Origin of the sequence: Flavobacterium sp. (assembly GCF_041911335.1) — a bacterium.
Classification (GTDB): domain Bacteria; phylum Bacteroidota; class Bacteroidia; order Flavobacteriales; family Flavobacteriaceae; genus Flavobacterium.
In genome coordinates, this window is record NZ_JAYRPD010000030.1 from 61522 (window position 1) to 76670 (window position 15149).

10 protein-coding genes are annotated in these 15149 nt (G+C 34.1%); 6 read left to right on the forward strand and 4 right to left on the reverse strand.

From position 1 onward, the window contains the following. The first annotated feature begins 2 nt into the window (after positions 1-2). Positions 3-764 carry a succinate dehydrogenase/fumarate reductase iron-sulfur subunit gene (locus tag ACE3PD_RS03895; protein WP_374399714.1) on the forward strand — a complete coding sequence of 254 codons (762 nt, stop codon included), beginning with the start codon at positions 3-5 and terminating at the stop codon, positions 762-764. A gap of 81 nt (positions 765-845) precedes the next feature. Continuing rightward, on the forward strand, positions 846-1610 hold the full coding sequence (locus ACE3PD_RS03900) for a nitrilase family protein (protein ID WP_374399716.1): 765 nt from the start codon (positions 846-848) through the stop codon (positions 1608-1610). Here the strand turns inward: ACE3PD_RS03900 and ACE3PD_RS03905 are convergent. Together ACE3PD_RS03905 and ACE3PD_RS03910 are read right to left on the reverse strand one after the other, a co-directional pair. After that, a complete protein-coding gene (locus ACE3PD_RS03905) occupies positions 1607-3208 on the reverse strand; it encodes an Ig-like domain-containing protein (protein WP_374399718.1) in 1602 nt (533 codons plus the stop codon). The genes ACE3PD_RS03900 and ACE3PD_RS03905 overlap by 4 nt on opposite strands. Before the next feature lie 67 nt (positions 3209-3275). After that, positions 3276-3959, reverse strand: coding sequence for a ComF family protein (locus ACE3PD_RS03910; protein ID WP_374399720.1), 684 nt, complete (start codon positions 3957-3959; stop codon positions 3276-3278). Positions 3960-4020: 61 nt separating this feature from the next. Here ACE3PD_RS03910 and ACE3PD_RS03915 point away from each other — a divergent pair, with 61 nt between their 5' ends. Together ACE3PD_RS03915 and ACE3PD_RS03920 are read left to right on the forward strand one after the other, a co-directional pair. After that, entirely contained in the window at positions 4021-4788 is a 768-nt protein-coding gene (locus ACE3PD_RS03915; RefSeq protein WP_374399722.1) for a hypothetical protein, read from the forward strand. Between the two features lie 63 nt (positions 4789-4851). Further along, the gene (locus tag ACE3PD_RS03920; RefSeq protein ID WP_374399724.1) at positions 4852-6393 is read left to right on the forward strand and encodes a glycine--tRNA ligase; all 1542 of its coding nucleotides are present in this window, start codon (positions 4852-4854) and stop codon (positions 6391-6393) included. 116 nt (positions 6394-6509) lie between these two features. On the opposite strand, the gene thiL is transcribed toward ACE3PD_RS03920, so the two are convergent. Next, positions 6510-7556 (reverse strand): thiamine-phosphate kinase, encoded by a 1047-nt coding sequence (gene thiL, locus ACE3PD_RS03925; RefSeq protein WP_374399726.1) that lies wholly within the window; start codon positions 7554-7556, stop codon positions 6510-6512. Between the two features lie 289 nt (positions 7557-7845). Continuing rightward, on the reverse strand, positions 7846-8280 hold the full coding sequence (locus ACE3PD_RS03930; RefSeq protein WP_374399728.1) for a regulatory protein RecX: 435 nt from the start codon (positions 8278-8280) through the stop codon (positions 7846-7848). 172 nt (positions 8281-8452) lie between these two features. On the opposite strand from ACE3PD_RS03930, the gene ACE3PD_RS03935 reads away from it, so the two are divergent. Both ACE3PD_RS03935 and ACE3PD_RS03940 read left to right on the forward strand, forming a co-directional pair. Continuing rightward, positions 8453-12160: a beta strand repeat-containing protein gene (locus ACE3PD_RS03935; protein WP_374399730.1), complete on the forward strand. Its 3708-nt coding sequence runs from the start codon at positions 8453-8455 to the stop codon at positions 12158-12160. Next, positions 12142-15093, forward strand: a complete 2952-nt coding sequence (locus ACE3PD_RS03940; RefSeq protein WP_374399809.1) for a GEVED domain-containing protein — start codon at positions 12142-12144, stop codon at positions 15091-15093. The genes ACE3PD_RS03935 and ACE3PD_RS03940 overlap by 19 nt, the downstream gene beginning before the upstream one ends. Positions 15094-15149 lie beyond the last annotated feature (56 nt).

The following is a 15149-nucleotide window of genomic DNA, read 5'->3' on the forward strand; positions in this document are numbered from 1 at the left end:
TTATGAGTGCAGCAAAAAATATAAACATAAACCTTAAAATTTGGCGTCAAAAGAACGCAAGTTCAAAAGGTAGCATGGAAACTTATAAATTAGATAATGTTTCTACTGCAAGTTCGTTTTTGGAAATGTTAGACCAATTAAACGAGCAATTAATTAACGAAAGAAAAGAGCCAGTTGCTTTTGATCACGATTGTCGTGAAGGTATTTGCGGTATGTGTTCTTTATACATCAACGGACGTGCTCACGGACCTGATACAGGAATTACTACTTGTCAGTTACACATGAGAATGTTTAATGATGGTGATACTATCTACATCGAACCATGGAGAAGTAAAGCGTTTCCAGTAATTAAAGACTTAGTTGTTGACAGAAGTGCTTTTGATAGAATTCAACAAGCGGGTGGTTTCGTATCGGTAAATACTTCAGGAAATACGATTGACGCAAACTCAATTCCAGTTCCTAAAGACGATGCAGACAAAGCGTTTGAAGCTGCGGCTTGTATTGGATGTGGAGCATGTGTAGCAACATGTAAAAACGGTTCTGCTATGTTATTCGTTGGAGCTAAAGTATCGCAATATGCTTTATTGCCACAAGGTAAAGTTGAAGCTACACAACGTGTTTTAAACATGGTACGTCAAATGGACGAAGAAGGATTCGGAAATTGTACGAATACGGGAGCATGTGAAATAGAATGTCCAAAAGGAATTTCGTTAGAAAACATCGCTCGTATGAACAGAGAATACTTAAAAGCTTCTTTGAAATAATTCATTAGAAACTTCAAAATAATAAAACGCATTCATTTATTTGGATGCGTTTTTTTGTATTTTTAATGAAAATTTTATCTAATGAAAATCGCACTTTTTCAAACCAAATTAGCTTGGGAAAATCCACAAGTAAATCGGAAATTCATTGAAGAATATTTCTTGAATGAAGACGAATCGTTTGATTTATTCGTCTTGCCTGAAATGTTTACTTCTGGTTTTACCATGAATCCATCGGCTGTTGCGGAAACCATGGAAGGCGAAACAATGACTTGGTTAAAAGATTTAGCTAAAAAGAAAACCTGCGCTATTACAGGAAGTTTAGTAATAAAAGAAGACAATAATTATTATAACCGAATGGTCTTTGTTTTTCCTTCTGGTGAAGTACAATTTTACAATAAAAGACATTTATTTACTTTGGCTGGAGAAGAAAAAGTCTATACAAAAGGAACTGAAAAAGTAATTGTGAACTATAACAATTGGAATATTTGTTTGCAAATTTGCTACGATTTACGTTTTCCAGTTTTCGCTAGAAATAAGGAGAATTACGATTTGTTATTGTACGTAGCCAATTGGCCAAAACCTCGAATTAACGCTTGGGATGCGCTACTTAAAGCTCGTGCTATAGAAAATATGTGTTACACCATTGGCGTAAACAGAATAGGAGAAGACGCCAATCATTTAGAATATCCTGGACATTCTCAAGCATTTGATTATTTAGGAAAAACTATTGTAGATTGTGAAGATGAACTAGGTGTTTTTATCTTTGAACTGGATAAAACGTCCCAAAATGAAGCCAGAGCTAAATTCAATTTTCTGAATGATAGAGATGATTTTGAAATCCGCTAATCCAATATAAAATCTTGTTCTACATCCCAATTGGCCCTTACATCAATGAGCTTAGGGAAATAAATGATTTCTTCGGCTTGTTTTTTGGCTAAGTAATTTCCAGTATCCCATTCGTCATTTGCGTTATCATCATAAATAATTCTAACAGTGTAAAGCTTTGGTTCAATGGTTTCAAAGAAAAAACTTGTTTTATCGGAAGAAGACATTCTGTATAGAACATTTTCTTTATCTAGTAGTTCTACTATAATCGGAAAACGTTTTGCATTCGTTAAATTGATTCTTAGGTTACCATAATCGGAAAGTTGCTTCGTTGAAAAATTATATTTTAGAGAATCATTTGTAGTGTCATAAAAATCTTTGATTGCACCAGGTAATAATTCTAGCGTATATTTTTCATTTTCTTCTTTTATAAAATCAAAAGTTATTTCTTGATCAAATTCGACAAATTTAGATGAAAATTTCACATTGATTGAATCTTTATTTCGAAGTATTATTTTAGATTCATCAATAGAAACAATTGGAGTGTTTGATTTTAAAACATAAGGATTAGTAAAAGCCAAAATTCCACCTGTTTTGCTTTCTATATTTAGAGTATCAGCTTCTTTTAGGTTTTTAAGTTTAGTAGTAAAGCTTTTAGAATAAGTTCCATTTGAGACATCAATTTGAATGGAATCCATTTTGATATCGGGATAAAAAATCTGAACAGAATCTTTATCAGCCGTTGGAAATTTTGCAATTCGGATTGGAATTTCTTTATTGTTATAGGAAGCTTTTATTTTGGTGTTTTTAAATTTGCCTTGGTAACCTAAATATAGCTTATTATTACTTTCTTGAGTTGGTTTTTCAACTTTGAATACTTTTTCTTCTTTAAATAATTCTAATTCAAATAGATCTTTAGTTGGTGTAGTAATTGGAAAATCTATAAAACCAATTTTATCGGTTTCAGGATTAAATTTGTTGTTGTTGCCTATGTCTTTTAAGGCAATAATTCTATAGGAACCTTCTTTTAAGTTCTCAAGTGAAAATACTTTTAAACTATCTAAGGTATTAGTAACGTAAAGAGGAGTTTCTTTGTATACGGTTGAATCAGTAAATGTTTTAGCATCATAAAGCATAACACTAATAAAACTATCTGGTTTTTGCTCATATGCGTCTTTAACTTTTCCTACAACGGTTAGAGAGTCAACATAGCTTCCGGTAGATAAAACGTATTTGAATTGTGAATAAGGATTTCCTTCATTGTTATCGGTAATACTTTGACCAAAGTTGAAACTATAAGTAGTGTTTGGCGCTAAAGTATCTAAAATTTTAATCGAAATAAATTTACTAGCACTTCCTTGAGGTACAATAATAGGTTGTTTTTTCATTGGAGGTGAAATAATCAATTGTTTATTGATGTCTTTTATTTTAATTAATTCATCAAAATTGATTTTGATTTCGTTTCCTTTAAAATTAGTGGAAAAATTATCAGGAGAACTATATATAATCTTAGGTGCAATAGTATCTTTATCGCCACCAGTAATAGTGCCTCTTTTAGCGCAATTGGTTAACAATAAAAGGCTTGCCAATAAAAAGGCTATGTGTTTAAATTTTATCATTTTCTTAAATAATGGTGTTGCAAAATAACGACTATAATTAGTACAAACATACAATTTTTAGTAATTTTTATGATAGCGTGTAGGCAATAGTTACAATGCTAATTTTGCAGTTTGGAATTTTTAGTAAAGCTTTTGCACAAGCTTCAAGTGTAGCGCCCGATGTCATTACGTCGTCAACAAGTAAGAAATGTTTGTTGTGGTCAGCTTCGTTGAAATTTACATCAAATAAGGAGTTGGCAATATCTTTTCTGTTTTCTTTGTCTTTTTTGGTTTGTGTTTTCGAATAGCGACTTCTATATAATAAGTTCGGATTGTAAGGTATTTCAAGTTCTTTTGACAAAGCTTCGCAAAAAGTAGTAACTTGATTATAACCTCGTTCTTCTAATCTTTTTTTGTGTAATGGAACAGGAATAATTTCGGAGACAGTTTTTATTTGGCTCACAGTTTTTAAATCTTTGGAATACCATTTTCCTAGTAAAGAACCTATTTCTTGATGATTTTTATATTTTAAATTATGGATTAAGTTGCGAACAATTCCTTTATGATGAAAATACAACATGGCGGCACTAAATTCAACGGGAATTATGCCATAAAATTTTTTTGTTGTATCATTGCCGGCCAAAATATGATGGTTGGTATAAGGCAAGTGATGATTACAATTCGTACAAATGATTTTTTCATTTTGAAGTAGTAATGAGTCACATCCCATACAAAGTTTTGGAAAAAGTAAGTTTAACAGATATTTTACCATTTTATCGATTAATTATATCAACATTAACATTTTTAAATAAATTTATAAAAAAGTTTATAAAATGGCACGCAGAAAAAACAAAATAACAAAAATTAGCATCTTAATATTGATGCTGTTGTCGTTATTTTTAGGTGTCAAATATTATAAAGTTTTAGATGAATTTAATGCCTATGTAGAAAGCTCTGATTTAGAGAACAAAGTTCTTGAAAGTCAGTTAACTGAAATTCTTCACAAATACGATTCAGTTAGCGCTAAGAATAAAATCGACAGTATTAAATTTGATCAAGTAATCAAACCTAACGCTATTGTAGATAAATCTTCTAAAAGTAGTCTTGTACAAGATTCCATTGTTTTTTATGCAAAAGAATTGCAAAAAGCAAAAAAAGAGAAACGTAATCTTACTGTATCTAATTTAGCTGAAACCAAAAAGAACAACTCTAAAACAAATAACCTTTCTGCATTAAACATAAATGCCAAAGGAGTTAAAATTTACTCTGATGCTTACAATATGAGTGAAGCTAAAATTCAACAATTGCGAGTTTGCTTTACTTTAGAAGAAAATCAATTGGTTCACTCTGGCAATAAGACTGTTTATATTCAGGTGGTTAATCCGAAAAATCAAATTATTTCAGCAGGCAATACTTCAGTCGAATCAAAAGATAATGTCAAATTGCAATATAGTGCTTCAGTAAACGCTAATTACCAAAAACAAGATACCGATGTTTGTACTTATGTCGATTTAGAAAAAGATAAAACAATTAAAGGGAAATACAAAATCAATATTTACCACGATTTTGTTAAAATTGGTACTACAATTTTCGAATATTAATAATTCTTATTTTTATTCCTTAATTTCTTTTCTTTATTTCATTCCTATTTTTACTTTTGCACTATGGCAAAACAAGATGATATTTTCAAAAATGTAGTTTCGCATGCAAAAGAGTACGGATTTATATTTCCGTCCAGCGAAATTTACGATGGTTTAAGTGCGGTTTATGACTATGCACAAAATGGTGTGGAGTTAAAAAAGAACATCCGTGAATACTGGTGGCAATCAATGGTGCAAATGCACGAAAATATTGTAGGATTAGACGCTGCAATTTTAATGCATCCAACCACTTGGAAAGCTTCTGGACACGTTGATGCGTTTAACGATCCATTAATCGACAATAAAGATTCTAAAAAAAGATATCGTGCCGATGTTTTAATTGAGGATTATGCCGAAAAATTAAATCAAAAAGCACAAAAAGAAATCGACAAAGCACGTGAGCGTTTTGGGGCTTCATTTGATGAAGAGCAATACAAAACAACGAATCCTCGTGTGATGGAATATTTGTCTAAAAAGAAGGAAATTCTAGAAAGAATGGCTCGTTCTTTAGAGACAGAAAACCTTGCCGATGTAAAAGCCTTAATCGAAGAATTAGAAATTGCTTGTCCAGAAAGTGGTTCAAAAAACTGGACGGATGTGAAGCAATTCAACTTAATGTTCGGAACTAAATTAGGCGCTTCTGCTGAAAACGCAATGGATTTATATCTTCGTCCAGAAACGGCTCAAGGTATTTTCGTAAACTTCTTAAACGTTCAAAAAACAGGTCGTATGAAAATTCCTTTTGGAATTGCTCAAACGGGTAAAGCGTTTAGAAACGAAATCGTGGCGCGACAATTCATTTTCCGTATGCGTGAATTTGAACAAATGGAAATGCAGTTTTTCGTTAAGCCAGGTGAAGAAATGAAATGGTACGAATACTGGAAAACGACACGTTTAGCTTGGCATCAATCGCTTGGTTTAGGAAAAGAAAACTATCGTTTCCACGATCACGAGAAATTAGCACATTACGCTAATGCTGCTGCGGATATCGAATTTAATTTCCCATTCGGATTCAAAGAATTAGAAGGAATTCACTCGAGAACCGATTTCGATTTAAAAGCACACGAACAATTCTCAGGTAAAAAATTACAATATTTCGATACCGAAGAAAACAAAAACTATGTGCCATATGTAGTAGAAACTTCAGTAGGATTAGATAGAATGTTCTTAGCAGTGTTCTCAAAATCATTACAAGAAGAAGTGTTGGAAGACGGTTCTACAAGAACAGTTTTACGTTTACCTTCTGTATTAGCACCAACAAAAGCTGCCGTTTTACCATTAGTTAAAAAAGATGGTTTGCCAGAAGTAGCACGTAAAATTATCGATGATTTAAAATGGGATTTCAACGTAGCGTATGATGAAAAAGACGCCGTAGGAAGACGTTATAGAAGACAGGATGCTTTAGGAACACCATTTTGTATCACAGTAGATCATCAAACATTAGAAGATGAAACCGTAACCATCCGTCACAGAGATTCTATGCAACAAGATAGAGTTAAAATTTCAGAATTACGCGATATCATCAACAACGAAGTTTCCATGAGAAACTGGTTGATGAAAATGTAGTTGAGAAGTAAAAAGAAAAAAGCTCAAAGTATAAAGTAAACCCCGAATTTCATTTGAAATTCGGGGTTTTTATCTCTAAGGCTTTTTAAACTGCGACTGAATACTGCGACTGTAAACTAATCAATCAAAGCATTCCAACCTCTAGCTTTCAATGCAATCTTTGTATTCGCTCTGGTGATTAAATGATTTCCTTCAGTAGCCGCCACCATGTGTCCGATTACGGTGAAATTTGGATTCCCTTTGATTTTATCAAAATCTTCCATCTTAATGGTGAAAAGCAATTCGTAATCTTCACCACCGCTTAACGCTACGGTTGTGATGTCCAAATTAAATTCTTCACACACATTAATCAATTGCGGATCCACTGGAATTTTCTCTTCGTATAAATTACAACCTACATTACTTTGTTTGCACAAATGCAAAATCTCCGATGACAAACCATCCGAAATATCAATCATAGCGGTTGGTTTTACTTCTAATTTTTCTAAAAGTTCTTTGATATCAGTTCTCGCTTCTGGTTTTAATTGACGTTCTATTAAATATGTGTAGTCATCTAAAACCGGTTGGTTATTTGGATTCACTTGAAACACTTGTTTTTCGCGTTCCAAAACTTGCAATCCCATATAAGCCGCACCAATATCACCCGAAACTACTAATAAATCGTTTTCTTTTGCGCCGTTTCTGTAAACGATATCTTCTAAATTCGCTTCACCAATTGCAGTAATGCTAATAATCAATCCTTTTTGAGAAGAAGTCGTATCGCCACCAATAACATCGACATTGTAAATTTTTGAGGCTAACGTAATTCCTTCAAATAATTCTTCCAAAGCTTCCAAAGGAAAACGATTCGAAACAGCTACAGAAACTGTAATTTGAGTTGGAGTTGCGTTCATCGCGCAAATATCAGATACATTGGCAACAATAGCTTTGTATCCTAAATGTTTTAACGGCATGTAAGCCAAATCAAAATGAACACCTTCTACTAATAAATCAGTTGAAATTACCGCTTTTTTATCGCCAAAATTCAATACCGCAGCATCGTCACCAATGCCTTTTAGTGTTGATTCTTGACTAATAGTAAAGTTTTTAGTTAAGTGTTCAATTAAGCCAAATTCGCCTAATTGCGATAAACTGGTTCTTGATTGGTCTTTATTTTCTAACATGGATTATTTTTTTTGCAAAAGTACGATTTTATTGTGATACAAATGTTTTAACGCAAAGTCACGCAAAGTAAATTTTTAAAATCTGCGAATCTGCGGTTTAAAGGGCACACAAATATTTTAACGCAAAGCCACGCAAAGTTTTTTCGCAAAGTCACGCAAAGTAAATTTTTAAATCTGCGAATCTGCGGTTTAAAGTTTCGTTAAGTTTTACAAAGAACTTTATATTTTTTTTAAACCTCAGTGTGTCTCTATGTTACTCTGTGAATCTCTGTGTAATAACTCCCAACTCCTAACCCCCAGCTTCCAACTCTTTCAACTTCTCATAAATCAAACTCGTTTCATAGCCTTTACGAAGTAAGAAATCGACGAACTTTTTGTTCTTTTTTGGACCTTTTCGTTCGGTGATGTTGTTCCAATGTTTTTCGGCTAATTGATGAAAATTTTCTAAATACGTTTCCTCTGGAATTTCTTTTAAGGCAATTGTGATGATGTGAGACGAAATATTTCGAAACTTCAATTCGTTTACAATGCGGTTTTTACCCCAAAATTTATAGTTGTGTTTGCCACGAACAAAACTCTGGGCAAAACGTTCTTCGTTGATGAAATTATTTTCGATAAGATAGGTCAGAATTTCCTCTTTTTCAGATTGATTAACCGAAAACGAAAACAATTTTTCCTCTACTTCTTTATAACAACGCTCTTGATACGCGCAGTAATATTCCATCTTAGAATAGATTTCTTTCAAGGAAAAAGGGGGTTTATTAGTTTTCAATTCGTTAACAATTTAATAATGCAATAAATATTTCATAATCAAAAAATTATGTTTTACCTTTGTAGGCTTTTTTTTAATCAAAGAAGTAAAACTTAACCAAATCTAATATTTTTCATTCAAAGTTATGAAATTAAAATTACTTATTGTTGCGTTATTTTGCTCGGTTTTAGGGTGGGGACAGACTAATCCTACTGCTTTTGACCTTTCTACAGGAAGTTGGACATTAACAGGTTGGAATTCTAATGTACCAGCTGGTTCTTATCCAGGAAATGGAGCTATTGGTTCTGACAATACAACAGGAGTTGTTGCAGGAGTTGGAAGCGGAAATATGATGTTTTGGAAAAATGGAACTGGAGACGCTGCAATTGGAACTGCTGAAAGCGCTAATATTACTTCAAATTATACAGTAGGTAATGGAAAAGTAGTTGGAAATGGAACTTCTGGGTTTTATTTTGATAATACTGGTGGTGTTGGAATTGGTTCGGCTGTTTTAGCGATTAATACAACTAACAGAACTGCTGTACAAGTTGCGTGGACAGGAAGAACTATTGCTGTTGGACCACGTCAGTACGGAATAAGATTACAATATAGAGTTGGTACATCAGGAGCTTGGACAGATGCAAATGGTACGGTAACAAATATTTTATATACTGGTGGTGCAGCTAGTAGTTCACAAGTTATGCCCGTTATAACTTTACCTACTGTTGTAGAAAATCAAGCAGTAGTTCAATTACTTTGGAGATTTTACTATATTGGTCCAGCAACAGGAGTTAGACCTCAATTTGGAGTTGATGAAATTAATGTTACTTCAAGTCCAGCTTCCTCAAACACCATCACAACAGATACGGCTATAACAGGTAGTCCATTTTGCGTAAGTGCATCAACGGGAGCTTCGGTTTCGGTACCTTTTACAAGTGTGGGTACTTTTAATGCCGGTAATACTTTTACAGCACAATTATCTAATTCTGGAGGTGGTTTTGGTACACCAATTAATATCGGAACATTATCATTAAATGGTGATGATCCTTCAGGGATTATTAATGCAACAATACCAGCTGGAACAACGGCGGGAACAGGGTATAGAATTAGAGTAGTTTCTAATAATCCTACGGTTTTAGGTTCGGATAATACGGTTAACTTAACAGTTCAGAATTCAGCAGCAATTACAGCACAACCTTCAACTTCTACTCAGACCATGTGTCAGGGAGTTGGTGCGGCTGCTTTGTCGGTGACAGCTACAGGTACAACATTGTCTTATCAATGGTATAGTAATACAACAGCTACAACTTCTGGCGGAACTCCAGTTGGAACAAGTAGTGCGTCTTATACACCAGTTACAACAGCAACAGGTACATTATATTATTATTGTGTAGTTTCGGCAGCTTGTGGAGCTTCGGTTACTAGTAATGTTTCGGGTGCGGTTAATGTAAATCCAATTCCAGCAGATCCAACCGGTAGCATCACGATTTCTGCTAATCCATCGTGTGGCCCAGCAACTTTATCTTATCCAGCAGGTTTCTATTGGCAAACTACTGCTTCTGGAACAAGCATAACCAATCCAACTTCGTCAAATTATATTTTAAATGCAACAGGAACAATTTATGTTCGTTCATATAATGGAAGTTGTTGGAGTACAAATTCTATAAATACAGGTGTTATTACAATTAATACGCCAATTAATATTTCAGTTCAACCTACAAATCAATCAATAGGCGATGGAAGTAATACCACTTTTTCTGTTACAGCAACTGGAACTACTCCAACTTATCAATGGCAAGTAGATACTGGAAGTGGTTTTGTAGATTTAGCTAATGGTGCGCCATATAGTAATGTTACAACCGCAACAATGACAATAACTGGAGCTACTTTAGCAATGAATGGTTATTTGTATAGATGTGTTGTAAGCGGTGTGGTTCCTTGTGCATCAGTTATTTCAAACTCAGCTACATTAACGGTTAATACTGTTCCAGAAATTAATGTTCTGTCAAGTGGTACCACTATAAACGATAACGACTTGTCATCTGCAATAGGTGATAATACTGATTTTGGTTCTACAGATATTTCTACTGGCACAATTGTCAAAACATTTACTATTGAAAATTTAGGATTAGGTGTTTTAAACTTAACTGGAACCCCGCTTGTTGCGATAAGCGGAACTCATGCAGCTGATTTTACTTTAACTGCAATCCCTTCAACACCTATTGCATCTTCTGGAAGTACTACTTTTCAAATTACTTTTAATCCAAGTGCACTGGGAATAAGAGATGCTGTATTGACAATTGCGAATAATGATAGTAATGAAAATCCTTATAATTTCAGCGTACAAGGTAGAGGTACTACACGTGAAATAAATGTTAGAGGAAATGCGGTAGATATTTTAGACGGAGATAATACACCTTCATTAACTGATGATACTGATTTTGGCTCTGTTAATATTACCTCAGGAACAATTGTAAAAACATTTACAATTCAGAACACTTCATTTTCACCTAATGGAGGTATTTTGAGTTTAACAGACCCAAGTCCTTACGTTGTGATTTCAGGACCAGATGCAGCTGATTTTTCATTAACAACTATTCCATTATCTCCAATAGCAGTATCTGGAAGTACTACTTTTCAAATAACTTTTAACCCAACAACCGCTGGTGTAAAAAATGCAACTATTTCAATTGCTAACGATGATAGTAATGAGAATCCTTACAACTTTGATATAAGAGGTACGGGTACTGATACACCTGACATAGTATTAAGTTCAGCAAATCCTGCTGTAGCATCGAGTACTATTGTTCAGTCAGTAAATAACCATGTCATTTATGCTTTTGACTTGGCTGTAACCACTTTTAATGCCACTCTAAATAATGTAGTTTTTAACACTTCAGGAACTTACGCAGCTTCAAGTATTACAAACTTTAAATTGTGGTATTCAACAGATGCTACTTTCAATAGTGCAACCGATACTTTTTTAGATAATGAAACCGCTACACTAGGTGCGGGTTCACATACTTTTACAGGTTTTACAAGATTAATTACAAACGGTAGTACAGGATACTTCTTTATTACCACAGATATTCCATGCACAGCAACAGCTGGACATACAATTATTGTCGACGCTATTACAACTGCAGATTTAACTTTTGTGGCTGGAAATAAATCAGGAACAGCTTTTGCTAGTGGAACGCACACCATACAAAGCGCTATTCCAAACAATGTTACAGGTGCTGTGACATCTGTTTGTGAAAATGGTACTGCAACAATTAGTTGGACAGCTCCTGCAGGTTGTAGGGATAATGTATTAGTGTTTGCAACAAGCGGAACATTCACAGCTGCAATTCCAACAGGGAATGGCGGTGCTTATACAGATAATGCTGTTTTTGGTTCAGGAACAGCTTTCGATGGAGGGTTTACTGTTTTTAAAGGAACGGGTACATCTGTAACAGTGACCGGATTGACTAATGGATCAACATACAGATTTAAAATTTTTACTAGAAACGATTTAAATTGGAGTAATGGTGTAGAAGTAAGTTGTACGCCAGTTTTAACATATTGCGCTTCTGGTGCAACAAATGCTACAGATTCAGAAATTGAAAATGTAACTTTAATTGGTTACTCAACAACAATTTCAAACAATACAACAAATGTTTGTACTACAGGTGTAAACAATTATACTGCTATGAGTGCTGATTTACAAGTTGGTGGAACTTATACGCTAACAGTTGAGTTTGGAGATTGTAATGGTGGAAATCAATATGATGGAGCTGGTGGTTTTGGATTGATTGGAATAACGATGGCGATTTTCTTGATGCGAATGAAACAATCGGAACTGTTGATTTAGCAATGACGTTAACAGATACCAATGTAATTCAAAACTTTACAATTAATGTTCCAGCAGGTCAACCAATTGGAAATTATAGAATGAGAATTGTACAAGAAGAAGCTGGTGCAGCAGGAACAATTTCTCCTTGTGGAACATTTACGTATGGCTCAACGGAAGATTATACAGTTCAGGTAATCAATGCATGTGTTCCTACAACTTCTGTGAGTTCAATTTTCCCAACTTCTGGTCCAGTTGGAACTGTTGTAACTATTAATGGCTCTGGTTTTACTACTGCAACTTCGGTTTCTTTTGGAAGTGTAGTTGCAAGTTTTAATATTATTTCGAATACAGTAATTGAAGTTATTGTTCCAACTGGAGCAACAACAGGTAATATTGTCATACAAGATGCTGGAAGTTGTAATCTATCCTATTCTTCATTTACTGTAATTACTAAAGATGTTTCTTCTTGTGAAGGCGCTCCAGTAACAACTGATTTAATAATATATGAATTACATGATGAGTTTACTGGTGATGGTGGATTTATAACTTTATATAATGGTACAGCAGCCACAGTAAATCTATCAAATTATAGAATTTATAGAGCTGGGGATTATGGCGCTGCGATATCTAATTATGCTACTTTAACTGGGTCGATTGCTCCAGGAGCTTTAGGAGTAGTTACAGTTGATGCTGCTAGTTGTGGAAATGCAACTAATGGTGATTTAAATGCTGGATTTAATGAAAATGATCAAATTCAATTAAGAAATGCAGCGGGTACAGTTGTAATTGACGATGTGCATGCATACATTCCTGGTCCAGGATATTATATGGTTAGAAATGCGGGAGCTTTAAGTGCAAGAACTACATTTGTGGCTGCTGATTGGAGTACAACACCATTAGTTGCTGGTCAATGTATCCCAAGCGCAGGATTAGTACCGCCTTCAGGAACTGGAGATAGCCCTGCAGTTACGCTTAATCCTATAGATGTAAATGCTAGTTGTTCTTCATCAACGGCTACGTTAAGTGTAGCAGGAACTGAAGGTGTAGCTGGTGGTGCCAGTTTAGCTTATCAATGGTATGTAAATGTACCTGGGAATGCAGGTTGGACAGCAGTTGCAAATGGAGGAGTTTACAGCGGTGCAACTACTACTACTTTAAATATTTCTTCAACTAGTGGTTTGAATAACTATCAATACTATTGTCAAATTAGAGAAAACGATGCTACTTGCTATACGGCAACAGAGGCGGCAATTGTAAAAGAAGGAGCAACAATTTGGGATGGAACTAGTTGGTCAAATGGAGTTCCAACATTAACTAAATTAGCAATTATCAACGGTAACTATGATACAACTGCAAACGGAAATTTCTCTTGTTGTAGTTTGATTGTAAATGCTTCTTTTGTTTTAGATATCAGAGCTAATGATTATGTTGAAATTCAAAACGATTTAACGGTTAATGGAACTTTGAATGTTTTAAATAATGGTTCATTAGTTCAAATAAGTGATGCAGGAATTAATACAGGAAATATTTCTTACCAACGTATTGCGTCAGCAAAACTTCAGGATTATGTGTATTGGTCTTCACCCGTTAGTGGTTTCGATGTAAATAGTATTTCGCCAGCAACTCCTGCATATTATCATTGGGAATGGAATCCAACAATTTTAAATCCAAATGGAGGAGAAGGGAATTGGGTAAATGCATCTACAACAATGTTAGGAGGTAAAGGTTATATTGTAAGAGCTCCAAATGGATTTAGCAATACTGTTGATCAAAACTGGACTGCTACTTTTAACAATGGTGTTGCTAATAATGGGGTTTATTCACCTTCAATTGCTCGTGGAAACGATTTAAATGCGGGTACTCCTGGTCCAAATGGTGTTATGAGAACAGTAACAGATGATAACTGGAATTTATTAGGAAATCCATATCCATCATCAATTAGTATTAATTCATTTTTATTAGCTAACCCTGATTTAGATGGTTTTGTAAGATTGTGGACGCACGGAAATTTACCAACGTATACAGTTGATCCGTTCTATAACAATTTTGTCTACAATTATACAGCGTCAGATTATATTGCGATAAATGGTGCTGGGGCAACTAGTGGTCCTGGTACATTAAGTGTAATTGGAGGAGGACAAGGGTTCTTTGTTTTAATGAATCCTGGAACTGCAACTACGTCTACTGCTACATTTAATAATTCAATGCGCGATAAAGGATATTCCAATAGTCAGTTCTTTAGAAATTCAAACGTATTAACGACAGCTCCAGGTGGCGATATTGAGCGTCATAGAATTTGGTTAGACTTAGTGAGTCCTACTAATGAAACAACCAGAACTTTAGTAGCTTATGTAGACGGCGCAACAGCAGGAAAAGACAGAATGTTTGATGCATTAACGGATTATAAAAGTGCGCAAAACTTCTATTCTTTAATTGCAGATCAAGTGATGACAATTCAAGGAAAAGGATTGCCTTTTGTACAAGACGACAGAGTGCCTTTAGGAATTAAAACACCTTCAAATGGTGTTTATAAAATTGCTATTGGTGCAGTAGATGGACTTTTTGCAGGGAATCAGAATATTTATCTTGAAGACAAAGTTTTAGGAGTTATTCATGATTTAAGACAAAATCCGTATTCATTTTCAGTAAATTCTGGAATTTTAAATGATAGATTTGTTTTACGATATACAAATGAAACTCTAGGAAATGAAGACTTTGATAATGATTTTAATGTCTTAATTGCTTCTTCAGATGTAATATCTATCTTGGCAACTAATGAAATAATTCAAAGTGTTCAAATTCATAATGTTTTAGGACAGTTATTGGTAAATGAGAAGAATATTAGTTCAGAGTCATTTGAGATTAATACGCTTCAAAAAAATAATGCTCCTTTAATTATTCAAGTTACCCTTGAAAATGGTAAAAAAGTTTCTAAGAAATTGATTTTTTAGTCTATAACTGTATATGTTTTAAAAGCTCAATCGTTAAAGATTGGGCTTTTTTTATT

Excerpts from the sequence above, each read along its gene's own strand:
- ACE3PD_RS03895 (WP_374399714.1), top strand. The coding sequence starts at position 3 with ATGAGTGCAGCAAAAAATATAAACATAAACCTTAAAATTTGGCGTCAA.
- ACE3PD_RS03900 (WP_374399716.1), top strand. The coding sequence starts at position 846 with ATGAAAATCGCACTTTTTCAAACCAAATTAGCTTGGGAAAATCCACAA.
- ACE3PD_RS03905 (WP_374399718.1), bottom strand. The coding sequence starts at position 3,208 with ATGATAAAATTTAAACACATAGCCTTTTTATTGGCAAGCCTTTTATTG.
- ACE3PD_RS03910 (WP_374399720.1), bottom strand. The coding sequence starts at position 3,959 with ATGGTAAAATATCTGTTAAACTTACTTTTTCCAAAACTTTGTATGGGA.
- ACE3PD_RS03915 (WP_374399722.1), top strand. The coding sequence starts at position 4,021 with ATGGCACGCAGAAAAAACAAAATAACAAAAATTAGCATCTTAATATTG.
- ACE3PD_RS03920 (WP_374399724.1), top strand. The coding sequence starts at position 4,852 with ATGGCAAAACAAGATGATATTTTCAAAAATGTAGTTTCGCATGCAAAA.
- thiL (WP_374399726.1), bottom strand. The coding sequence starts at position 7,556 with ATGTTAGAAAATAAAGACCAATCAAGAACCAGTTTATCGCAATTAGGC.
- ACE3PD_RS03930 (WP_374399728.1), bottom strand. The coding sequence starts at position 8,280 with ATGGAATATTACTGCGCGTATCAAGAGCGTTGTTATAAAGAAGTAGAG.
- ACE3PD_RS03935 (WP_374399730.1), top strand. The coding sequence starts at position 8,453 with ATGAAATTAAAATTACTTATTGTTGCGTTATTTTGCTCGGTTTTAGGG.